Consider the following 10,964-nt stretch of genomic DNA (forward strand, 5'->3'; position numbering starts at 1 on the left):
CAAGTATTTTTTGGAGACAACCATGGCACATTCAGAGCTTCCACTGGCCGGCGTTCGGGTGCTCGACCTGACGCGCGCATTGGCCGGCCCCTTCTGCACGATGGTCCTTGCGGACCTCGGCGCGGACGTCATCAAGGTCGAGCCCATCGGCGGCGACATGATCCGCAACTGGGGCCCTTTCGACCGCGGCACGAGCGCCTATTACCTCAGCGGCAATCGCAACAAGCGGGGCATCGCGATCAACTTCCGCGACCCGCGTGCGCTGGAACTGTTGGGACATCTTGCAAGGCAGTCCGATGTGGTCGCCGAGAATTTCCGTCCCGGTGCCATGGAGTCCATGGGGCTCGCCTATGAGAGCTTGACCAAAGCGAATCCGGGTCTGATCTACGCGAGCATCACCGGCTTTGGCCGCACCGGCCCGGCGGGCCAGCGCCCCGGCTTCGACCAGATTGCGCAGGGCTATTCGGGCCTGATGAGCGTCACCGGTTCGGAAGAGTCCGGCCCCATGCGCGTGGGCGTCGCCATCGGTGACCAGACCGCCGGCATGTGGTGCGCGATAGGCGTGCTTGCTGCGCTCAACGAACGCCAGCGCACGGGCAAGGGCCAGCGCGTGGAGACATCGCTGCTGGCCGGGCTGGTCGGTCTGCTCAGCGTGCAGGGGCAGCGGTACCTGAGTCTTGGCGAAGTGCCGCAGCTTGCCGGCAATACGCATCCGGTCATCTCGCCCTATGGCGTGTTCCAGACTGCCGACGGCCCATTGAACATTGCACCGGCGACCACCGACATGTGGCGCAAGCTCTGCACCTTGCTGGAACTCGACGCGCTGGTCGACGATCCGCGGTTCGCCAGCAACGCAGCGAGGATCGAGCATCGCAACGAGTTGAAGGTCCTCATCGAAGAGAAGCTCAAGGCCAACACGCGGGACGCATGGTCCCGCCTCCTCCTCGGTGCGGACATTCCCGCGGGTCCGATCAACAATCTGGCGGACGTGTTCGCCGACGAGCAGGTGCTGCACAGCGGCCTCGTCGAAGAGGTCGAGCATCCCGAGCTGGGCAGGCTGCGCCAGGTGGGATCTCCGATCAAGCTGGAGGCGATGAACGGTGCGTCCATCCGCAGGGCGCCGCCGCTTCTGGGCCAACACACCTTCGAGGTGTTGCGCGAGTATGGCTACAGCAAGGCCGACATCGAGGCGCTCGCCGCCGAAGGCGCCATTGCACAAGACGCCGGAAGGGTTGGGACATGACGGCCTCCGGCAGGCCGGCATTGCAGATCGAAGGCAGCGTGGCGACCATCGCGCTGCGCCGTCCCGGCGAACACAATCGCATCGATCCGGATGACCCGCAGGTGGTGTTGCGCCATCTGGAGGAGATCGACAAGTCCCCGGAGGTGGCCGTCCTTGTCATCACCGGAGAAGGCGAGAAGACCTTCTGCTCCGGCTACACGCTGACGCAGATCAGTTCCCGGCTCGACCGCAGCTTCGAGACCATGTTGGACCACCTCGAACAATCAAAGGTGCCCACGATCTGCGCGATGAACGGAAGCGCCTATGGCGGCGGCACGGATCTGGCCATGTGCTGCGATTTCCGAATCGGGGTGCAGGGCAGCCGCATCTTCATGCCGGCGGCAAAATTCGGCTTGCACTACTACCCAGGCGGTTTGCGGCGTTTCGTCACCCGCATCGGCCCCACAGCCACGAAGAAGATCTTCCTGACCGCGCAATCGCTGAGCGCGGAGGAGTTGTTGCGCATCGGGTATCTCACCGATCTGGTGGCGCCCGAAGCGCTCAAGGACAAGGTTCAGGCCTATGTGGATGCCATCCTGCAGTGCGAACGCAAGGCAGTGAATTCCATGAAGCAGCACATCGACGCGTTGGCGCTCGCCACATGGTCTGAAGCTGCAGGGCGCGCTGCCTACGAAGATTCACTGGGTTCGCCGGCCACCCTCCAGCGCCTTGCCAATCTGAAGTGATCGGCGAGAGCCCGATGGCCGGCAGGCGCCGCACGCTTCATCTGCGGTACGAGCCTCCGCGCTCGCGCTCCAGCTTGCGAAGCAAGCCCGGCCACTCGACCTTGCCGCATTCCAGAAAGCCGCCGGCGCCCAGCATCTTGCGACCCTGGGCGCGCGTGTGCCGAATGGTTTCTTCCGAGAGTTCATGCGGCGCGGCATTGCCAGCCAGACCATCGATCTGGTATTTGCACGCCGTCTCCAGCCGATGCATCCAGCAGAACGCCTCGCCGACGCTGCGGCCTACCGTGAGAGCGCCGTGGTTGCGCAGGATCAGGACCCGGCCAGCGGGACCCAAGTCGCGTACCAGTCGTTCGCGTTCGTCTTCATCCAACGCCGCGCCCTCGTAGTCGTGGTAGCCGAGAAAGTCGAGCATCACGACCGCCTTCTGACTCAGCGGACGCAGACCCTCGACCTGCATCGCCACCGCATTGTTGGCCCGCGTGTGCGAATGCATGACACAGACCAGATCGGTCTGCGCCATGTGGATCGCGCTGTGGATGATGAAACCAGCCGGATTGAGCAGCGACGGGTCGCCGTCGACCACCCGTCCGTCGATGTCTACCTTCAGCAGTGCGGATGCCGTCATCTCGTCGAACAGAACGCCCAGCGGATTGACCAGGAAGTGATGCCCCGGCCCCGGCAGGCTGACCGAGATATGCGTCGATGCCAGGTCGGACATGCCGTACAGATCGGTCAATTGATAGCAGGCGGCGAGCTCGCATCGCAGCCGCCATTCCTCGGTGCTCATACCGGTGGGAGCGGGCTCCATGCCAAGGGGTGGGTGCGCTGCGCTCAATTCGACCTCCCGGAGGCAGCCTGACCGCTGCCCAGTTCCTTCGACATGGTGATCCATTTGGCGAGGTCACTCTTGACGAATGCCAGCGTCTCGGCGGGCGGCGCCGTTTGCACGAGCAGGCCGACCTCGGCGAGGCTGGCCTGCGTCTCCGGCGAGGCCAGCGTGTCGTTCAACGCCTTGGCCAGTGCCGCCACCACATCGGGCGGAAGATGGGCCGGCCCCAGCAAGGCGAACCAGTTGGAGATGTCGAGATCGGCCATGCCCTGCTCGTAGACGGTAGGCACATCGGGCAGTGCCGCCAGACGCGCCTTCGAAGTCACCGCCAGCGCCCGCATCTTGCCGCTCAGCACATTCGGCAACACCAGCGGGGCCGTCACCGACGTGATGCCCAGATCGCCACGCATGAGATCCACCATCACATCGGGTTGTCCACGGTAGGCGACGTGGGTCAAGTTCACCTTTTGCTGGCGCTTGAACAGTTCCATCGTGAAGTACGGCGTGGTGCCGAGGCCGGGCGAGCCGTAGTTGACCTGTCCGCTCTTTGTTCTCGCGTAGGCGACGAACTCCTGCAAAGTGTGCGCGGGAACATCGTTGTTCACCACGATGGCCTGCGGGATGGTGCCGATCATTCCGACGGCGCTGAAGCTCTTCAATGGGTCCCAGGTCACGGGACCATCGTTCGGCGGTGTCATGGTCGTCGGTCCGCTCGCAAGGACCAGCGTATAGCCGTCGGCGGCGGAACGGGCGGCAAACGAATAGCCGATGCTGCCGGCCGCACCTGTCTTGTTCTCCACGATGAAGCTCTGCTTGAATCGATCGGCGAGACGCAGCGCAACCCGCCTGGCGATCACGTCCACGATGCCGCCCGGAGGAAACGCGACCACGACCGTGACAGGCCGCTCCGGATAGGACCCGGCGGCCGCCTCCGTCGCGCAAAGCCACAGGCCCGCGCTGCAGACAAGGACCGCTTGCGCAATCCTGCGTCTGCGCTTCGTCGATGGGATGGGAACGGACAGGTTCAGCATGGCGCGTCTCCTTCGGAGTGGGTTGCGGATCGATCAGTCATCATTCTTGAAGCCCGACGCCTCCACGACCGGACGCCAGAAAACGCGCTCGGCCTGGATCATCCTGGCGAGTTCAGCGCCGGACAATCCGGTCGCGTCGAGTCCGATGCGTGCGAGCTGCGTCTGGACCTGCGGCTGATGGACCGCTGCAATCAGAGCGCGTTCGAGATGCGCCACCACATCGGGCGGCGTGCCGGCAGGCACGTAGGCGCTGTACGAGGCATTGGCGTGATCGAACGCATCGATGCCGGACTCCTTGAGCGTGGGGACGTCCGGCAGCGCGCGGTTGCGCCGCAGGCCCGACACACCCAGGATGCGAATCTGGCCGGATCGATGCAGCTCCAGCTGGCTCGCCATCGCGTCCGTGCCGATGGGCACGTGGCCGCCGATGATGTCGGTGGCCAGCGGCGCGCCTCCTTTGTAGGCCACGGCATTCAGCGGCACGCCGATCGCTTTGGACATGCCCAGCACGGCGAAATGCAAGGCGCCGCCCAGCGAGGTCAGGCCGAAGCCGCCTTGGTCGGGATGCTGGCGGACCCAGGCCACATACTGCGGCAGCGTCCGATAGGGCTGGGCCACGCCGCAGGAGACCACCGTCGGAACGTCCGCAAGAAGAGCGACCGGAATGAAGTCGCGGTCCAGGTCGTAGCTCAGGCGCTTATAGGTCATCGGGAACAGCACGAAGGGCGCACTGGAAGCCAGCAGGATGGTCTTTCCATCGGGACTCGCACGCTTGACGGTCTCGATGGCGATCCGCGTCGACGCACCGGGCTTGTTCTCGACAATGACCGGCTCGCCCGTGGCCAGCCGCAGCTGCTCCGCAACGGCGCGCGCAAGCACATCCAATGCACCGCCGGGCGGGAAGCCGATCACCAGCTTGACGGGTGCCGCGGTGGACGCTTGCGCGCGGACCGGTGACGTGATGGCGGTGCCCGCCACGACCAGCGCCGCGAGAGACACCTTCAGGATTCCTGCAAGTCGATGGGTCATGCGTCACCCCAGCTCGGGCCGATGAGACAGAAGCCCCTGCGATGCCTCCAGCAAGGACGCCAGGCGCAACAGATCGCTGTCCCGCTTGAAGCGCCCGACCAGCTGGATGCCGATCGGCAATCCGCCCGAACCGAAGCCGCAAGGCAAGCTGATCGCGGGATGCCCCGTAAGGTTGAACGGCATGGTCCAGGGAAACCAGTTGGCGCGAACCTCGGGCAGGATCTCGCCGTCGATGTCGATGGCACCGAACAAGTCCTGTTCGATCGGCAGTGCGGTGCGCGAAAGGGTCGGCATGGCGATGAAGTCGCTGTCCCGCAGCAGGGTCTGGACATGGCGAAACAGCAGCGTGCGATCGAACATCGCCCGTTGATAGTCGGCCCCGCTGACCTCGCTGGCCAGCGCCATCTGCTGCAGCAGCGAAGGGCTGAGCTGGTCGGGATGCTGCCGTGCCATCTCGCTGAACCGGGCGCGCCAGACGGTGTGGTTGATGGTGCGCCACAGGGGCTCGATATTGAAATGCGTGCCCGGCATCTCGATCAGCTCCGCGCCCAGCGCCCGCAAATGCACGAGGGATGCTTCGAATGCTGCGGCAACCTCGGCCGCGATGGGGCGGCCCTCGGGCGCGGCGCAAAACAGGATCCGCTTGCCGCGCAAGTCGCCGCGCGCCTGCGCTGCGCTCTCGTAGTCCGGAATCGCGGTATCGATCGACCACGGGTCGGAGGCGTCCTCGCCACCCATGGCCTGCAGCATCAACGCCGTGTCGGCGACGTTCCGCGTCATCGGCGTCACATAGGTCAGGTTTCCGAACACATCCTCGACCTGGCTGTGGGGCACGATGCCGCTGCTCTGCTTCAGTCCGACCACGCCGTTGCAGGAGGCCGGGATGCGTGTCGAGCCTCCGCCGTCCGTCGCCACGGCGATCGGCGCAATGCCGGCGGCCACGGCGACGGCCGCACCGCCGCTGGAACCTCCGCTGGTGTGGCGCGGACTCCAGGCATTGCGCGTGCGTCCGAACAGCGGGGCGTCGGTGAGGCACTTCGCGCCGAACTCCGACGTGGTGGTCTTGCCGATCAGGATGGCACCCTGGCGACGCAGCCGCGCAACGGCTTCCGCATCCTCGCCGGGCACGTTGTGTTCGAACAGCCTGGAGCCGAAGGTGGTGCGCACGCCTTCCGTGTTGACAAGATCCTTGCACGTGAACGGAATGCCGTGCAGCAGGCCCGGGGCAGCGCCGCGCATGACGGCCTGCTCGGCGGCGCGCGCCTCCTGCATGGCCCGATCGCGGCAGAGAGTGATGAAACAGTTGAGCTCGGGCTGGAGCCGATCGGCACGGTCGAGCACGGCCCGGGTGATCTCCACCGGCGACAGATCGCGGCGGGCGATTTGCTCCCGCAATGCGGTCGCGGACATGAAACACAGCTCTTCACTCATGTGCAGTCATCCTTCGGTTTGCGGCAGTTCGCTTTCTTCCGCCTGGACGACAGCTTGGCGCGCGAGCAAGCTCAGGTCCAATACTCGTTTACAACAAAGCCATACGAAACTAGTATGGGTCGGTGGATCTGAGAAGCCTGCGTTATTTCGTCGCGGTGGCCGAAGCCCGCAGCGTTGGAAAGGCCGCGCTGCGCCTACACATGGCGCAGCCGCCGCTGTCGGTCCAGATACGCAATCTGGAGGCTCAGCTGGGCACGCCGCTGTTCCGGCGCGAGCCCGGCGGCATGCAGCTGACCGATGCCGGCGGCGCACTGCTGTCGCGTGCCAGGGAAGCGCTGACGCTCGCTCACGAAGGCTTCGAAGCGGCCCGTGCCGTCGCCGCCGGACGCCGCGGCCGGTTGACGGTGGGCTACATGTTTGCGCTCGGCTATGCGGTCCTGCCGCGGCTGGTGCCCGAGCTCCGGCGCGTCATGCCGGATGTGGACCTCCAGTTCGTCGAGATGAGTGCCGCAACCCACGAGGCCTTGATCGCCGACCTGAAGGTCACGGTGGGGCTGTGCATGCCGCCCGTCGCGCGCAAGGGTGTCGCCGCCGCCCTGCTGGGCACGCAAGCGCTGCGCGTGGCCATGCCGGCACGCTCGCCCCTGGCCAGGCTGACCGCCGTGCCGCTGTCGAAGCTCCAAGGCCGCAAGCTCATCGGCCTGCCGACATTCGAGGAAGCCGCAGACACTTCGCTGGTCGCGTCCCTGCTCAGGAAGAATCACATCACGATGCAGATCACCCATCGGGTCGAGACGGTGCACTCGGCCCTGGGTCTGGTCATGGCCGGCGAAGGATTCGCCATCGTGCCGGCCTGTGCGGCGCTCGGCAGTCCGCCAGGATTGGCATTCAGGCCGCTGCTCGACGTGACGGAGGGGATGGACGTCGCTGTCTGCTGGCGTCGTGATCTGAACAGCCCGCTGATCAAGCCCTTCATCGCATGCGCCCGCGCGGCGATGGCTTGAATGGCTGCCGGGCCCGGGCCTTCTAGACGGAGAGCAGCCAGAAGGGCAAGCGCCTCCCGAGTGAGCTTGCCGGCCAACACTTCCTGAAGATGCGCGAGGACGCCGGAGTGCGCCTTTTGCAAGCTCTTTTCGATGACGTCAAACGGTCTGCATGCATGTATACGGCTTGCCGATGGGCGCGAGCGAGATCAAGGTCTCGTGGGCTCGCTGCAAGCGCCACGCGTTCCAGCAAGCGAGACAGTTTTTTCGTGCTTCATTTCATCACCAGGCCGCCGTCAACGAACAGCACCTGGCCCGTCATGAAGCGGCTCCACTCGGATGCGAGAAACAGCACGGGACCCGCCACGTCCTCGGGCCGCGCGATGCGTCGCAGTGGGGTCGCGGCGATCAGCGACTCGCGGAACTCTTCGCGGGTCGCGCCGCTGGCCTTCGTCGGATAGACCAGGCCCGGGGCGACGCAGTTGACGCGGATGCCCAACGGCCCCAGTTCGGCAGCCAGATTGCGGCTGAAGCCGACCAGCGCCGACTTGGCGGTCGTGTAGTCGTGGTACGGAATCGTCGGACGCTCGTCCAGGTCGCTGACGATATTGACGATGCTGCCCCGCGCGCGCTGCCTGAAGTGCGGCAGAACGGCCCTGCAGACGTTGTAGGCGCCGCCGACGGCGCCATCGAACTGTGCCTGGTAGTCCTGCCACGCCGTCTCGTCGAACAGGGCGCGACGTTGCGGGTCGAATGAATAGGGGCGAAATGCGTTGTTGACCACCACGTCGATGCGGCCCGCTTCATCCAAGGCCTGTTCCACCATGGCCTGGACGGCCGTGGCCGAACCGACGTCGGCCTTTACCGCCCAAGCATCGCCACCGGCGGCCTTGCAATCCGCAACCACGGCGGCAGCGGCCTCTTCGTTGCGCAGATGGTTGACCACCACCGTCGCGCCTTCGCTGGCGAAGGCCCGCGCAATGGCTGCGCCGATGCCACGGCTCGCACCGGTCACCAGCACCACCTTGGCGTCGAACTTCATGGCGTCGACCTCGATCGCGACGGCAGTAGATCTGTGCTGACCACGTCGGAGACTCTGATGTCGTGCTCGATCAGGCCCAGCTTGCGATAGGCATCCGCAGCCCTTTGCAGCGACTCCAGGTCGAAGGCGCCAAGGCCGTTCTTCTCGGTGACGGCGGACACGGTAGCGGCGTTGCGCAGGCGGATCACTTCCAGGTTGGTCGGACGGTCCGTACCGTCGATGGCGTATTTCATTGCGAGGCCCGCCGCTTCGTCAGGATTGGCGATCATCCAGGCCGCACTCTCGCGATAGGCCTTGAGGAACCGCTTGAGCAGCGGCTTCTTCTGCTGGTAGACCTCTTCCCGGACCACGAAGAGGTCGCTCGATACGTTCAGGTAGTTGCGAACCTCCATCACGTTGACGTCGCCGATCCCCTTGCGCTTGCCCACCAGCAAGCCGGTGTCGGTGGCTGCGGTTGCATCGACCTGGCCCTGCAGCAGCGGCGCGAAGTTCAGCAGTCCCGTGACGACGATCGTGACATCGGATTCGGACAGGCCGGCCTGGTGCAGAAGCACCAGCAGGTTCTGGCGGGTGCCGCTGGACAGGCTGTAGACGCCGATCTTCTTGCCTTTCAGGTCGGCTGGCTTGGTGATGTTGGCGGACTTGAGCGAGACCACGTTGAAGACGTTCCGCGGGTAGATGTCGTAGATCGCCCGCAGCTTCTCACCCTTGTCGAGCGCCGCAAAGAACGCCCCCGGGTCGGTGAAGGCCACGTCCGCCTGGCCGGTGAGGATGTTGCGGATCGCGTCGCCCCCGCCAGCGCCCGGCACATAGGCAAGATCGATCCCGTTGGCCTTGAAGAAGCCCTTATCGGGCTCGACCAGCAGATGCGTGATCTCGGTGATCGGCTTGCTCCAGCCAGCCACCGTGATCTTGTCGAGCGGGTCGGCGGCGTTGGCGCCGCGAGCGGCCGTCAAGGCCAGGATGGCGGCGCTCGCGAGCAGCGCGGTACGGCGTGCGATGGGTCTTTGCATGAACAATGGCTCCTTCATGTGATTCGGGTGTAGGGCAGCAACAGTCGTCTTTCGACGGCCAGTGTGATTTCGTAGAGGAGCAGCCCGAGCACGGCGATGACCACCAGCACCGCGAACATCAACGGCGTGTCCATCATCCCTTGCGAGGCGATGATCAGCGCGCCGAGTCCCTGGTTGGCGCCGATGAACTCTCCGACCACCGCTCCGACCAGCGCGAGCACCACAGCCACGCGCAGGCCTGCCAGGATGCCGGGCAGGCCGGCGGGCAATTTCAGGCGCAGCAGTGTCTGGCGCCGCGTGGCGCCCAGCATGCGGAACAGTTCCAGCCGCTGCGGGTCGACCTGCTGGAGGCTGGTCACGGTGTTTTCCATCAAGGGAAAGAAGCAGATCAGCGCCGTGATCACCACCGTCGACGTCATGCCGAAGCCGAACCACACGATGAAGAGCGGCGCCAACGCCAGCTTGGGGACAACCTGGCTGACGACGATGTAGGGCTTCAGCAGTCGTTGCAGCAGCGTCGACTCGGCCAAGGCCACGCCGCTTGCGAAACCGATCACGCAGCCGATGAACAGGCCGAGCAGCAGTTCGAGGCCCGTCGCGCGGATGTGGGGCCACAGGTAGCCGGTGGACAGGCCCATCCAGAGCGACTTCATCACCGCCGAAGGCGGCGGCAAGACGAGGGCCGACACGCCTGAGGCGCGCGATGCCAGCTCCCACCCGGCGAGCAGGGCGAGCAGCAGCGCCCAGGCGCCAAGCCGCGTGCGTGCCGAGGCGCTCTTCATGCCGCCACCATGTCCATCGCATCGCGCACTTGCGCGCAATGCAGATTGAAGGCTTCGCCGTAGCGCATCGCAGGCAGGCGTGGCTTGCTGACCTCGACGCGGATGGCGCGGGCGATCCGGCCGCGGTCCATCACCGCGACCTGGTCGCCCAGGTACACCGCCTCGGCGATGTCGTGCGTGACGAACAGGACGGTGGTGCGGCGCAGTCGGCACATCTGCAGCAGGTCGTCCTGCAACTCGCCGCGGGTGATCGCGTCGAGCGCTGCGAAGGGTTCGTCCAGCAGCAGCAGCGACGGCTCGAGGATCAGGGCGCGTGCCAGGGCCACGCGGCTCTGCTGGCCGCCCGACAACTGTCGAGGGTAATGCTGCGCGTGGCCGGCCAGGCCCAGCTGTGCCAGCAGTTGCTGCGCCTTGTCGATCTCGTTCGCGGTGGGCTTGTGCTGGAGCGAAACAGGCAGCAGCACGTTGTCGATCACGCGGTGCCACTCGAGCAGCGTGGGCGACTGGAACACGAAGCCCAGTTGCGGGCCGGGCGCAACCACTTCCTTGCCTTGCAGGCGGATGCTGCCGGCCTGGGGATGCAGCAGGCCCGCTGCGAGCTTGAGCAAGGTCGTCTTGCCGCAGCCGCTGCGTCCGACCAGGCAATGGAACTCGCCTTGCGCGATGTTCCAGTCGACGCTGCGCACCACCGGCGGCCAGCCGGGAAAGGTAAAGCTCACCTTGTCGATGTCGAGGAAGCTCACATCGAACCCTAGGGCCTGTTAACACATGAATCACCCTCGCGCCGGGGCGGCAAGGGGTGCAGGGCTAGGCGCGGGCCGCAGCCCGGGGTGATCCCCCGGGCAAGGACCGCAAC

At 65.6% G+C, this 10,964-nt stretch carries 11 protein-coding genes; 3 read left to right on the forward strand and 8 right to left on the reverse strand.

All coding sequences use genetic code 11. The features are described from left to right. The first annotated feature begins 22 nt into the window (after positions 1-22). Both AC1DN9_RS28705 and AC1DN9_RS28710 read left to right on the forward strand, forming a co-directional pair. Positions 23-1,243: a CaiB/BaiF CoA transferase family protein gene (locus AC1DN9_RS28705; protein ID WP_478105680.1), complete on the forward strand. Its 1,221-nt coding sequence runs from the start codon at positions 23-25 to the stop codon at positions 1,241-1,243. Then, on the forward strand, positions 1,240-1,968 hold the full coding sequence (locus AC1DN9_RS28710; RefSeq protein ID WP_478105682.1) for an enoyl-CoA hydratase/isomerase family protein: 729 nt from the start codon (positions 1,240-1,242) through the stop codon (positions 1,966-1,968). Before AC1DN9_RS28705 ends, AC1DN9_RS28710 begins: the two co-directional genes overlap by 4 nt. Before the next feature lie 37 nt (positions 1,969-2,005). On the opposite strand, the gene AC1DN9_RS28715 is transcribed toward AC1DN9_RS28710, so the two are convergent. From AC1DN9_RS28715 to AC1DN9_RS28730, 4 genes are read right to left on the reverse strand one after another with little or no spacing between them, the layout of a single operon-like run. Further along, a complete protein-coding gene (locus tag AC1DN9_RS28715; RefSeq protein WP_478105684.1) occupies positions 2,006-2,776 on the reverse strand; it encodes a class II aldolase/adducin family protein in 771 nt (256 codons plus the stop codon). 23 nt (positions 2,777-2,799) lie between these two features. After that, the gene (locus tag AC1DN9_RS28720; protein ID WP_478105685.1) at positions 2,800-3,828 is read right to left on the reverse strand and encodes a Bug family tripartite tricarboxylate transporter substrate binding protein; all 1,029 of its coding nucleotides are present in this window, start codon (positions 3,826-3,828) and stop codon (positions 2,800-2,802) included. 33 nt (positions 3,829-3,861) lie between these two features. After that, entirely contained in the window at positions 3,862-4,857 is a 996-nt protein-coding gene (locus tag AC1DN9_RS28725) for a tripartite tricarboxylate transporter substrate-binding protein (RefSeq protein WP_478105687.1), read from the reverse strand. A gap of 3 nt (positions 4,858-4,860) precedes the next feature. After that, positions 4,861-6,288, reverse strand: coding sequence for an amidase (locus tag AC1DN9_RS28730; RefSeq protein ID WP_478105689.1), 1,428 nt, complete (start codon positions 6,286-6,288; stop codon positions 4,861-4,863). Between the two features lie 122 nt (positions 6,289-6,410). Between AC1DN9_RS28730 and AC1DN9_RS28735 the strand changes: the two genes are divergently transcribed. Continuing rightward, positions 6,411-7,292, forward strand: a complete 882-nt coding sequence (locus AC1DN9_RS28735) for a LysR family transcriptional regulator (RefSeq protein ID WP_478105691.1) — start codon at positions 6,411-6,413, stop codon at positions 7,290-7,292. A 253-nt stretch (positions 7,293-7,545) separates the two neighbouring features. Here the strand turns inward: AC1DN9_RS28735 and AC1DN9_RS28740 are convergent, their stop codons facing one another. The 4 genes from AC1DN9_RS28740 to AC1DN9_RS28755 are packed head-to-tail and all read right to left on the reverse strand — an operon-like array spanning position 7,546 to position 10,851. Further along, positions 7,546-8,313, reverse strand: a complete 768-nt coding sequence (locus AC1DN9_RS28740) for an SDR family oxidoreductase (RefSeq protein WP_478105694.1) — start codon at positions 8,311-8,313, stop codon at positions 7,546-7,548. Next, positions 8,310-9,326 carry an ABC transporter substrate-binding protein gene (locus AC1DN9_RS28745; protein WP_478105696.1) on the reverse strand — a complete coding sequence of 339 codons (1,017 nt, stop codon included), beginning with the start codon at positions 9,324-9,326 and terminating at the stop codon, positions 8,310-8,312. The genes AC1DN9_RS28740 and AC1DN9_RS28745 overlap by 4 nt, the downstream gene beginning before the upstream one ends. A gap of 14 nt (positions 9,327-9,340) precedes the next feature. Next, complete coding sequence (locus AC1DN9_RS28750; RefSeq protein WP_478105698.1) at positions 9,341-10,108, reverse strand: ABC transporter permease; 768 nt, start codon at positions 10,106-10,108, stop codon at positions 9,341-9,343. Beyond that, the gene (locus tag AC1DN9_RS28755) at positions 10,105-10,851 is read right to left on the reverse strand and encodes an ABC transporter ATP-binding protein (protein ID WP_478105700.1); all 747 of its coding nucleotides are present in this window, start codon (positions 10,849-10,851) and stop codon (positions 10,105-10,107) included. Before AC1DN9_RS28755 ends, AC1DN9_RS28750 begins: the two co-directional genes overlap by 4 nt. Positions 10,852-10,964: the final 113 nt, after the last annotated feature.

Source organism: Variovorax sp. 05L425, assembly GCF_056397705.1.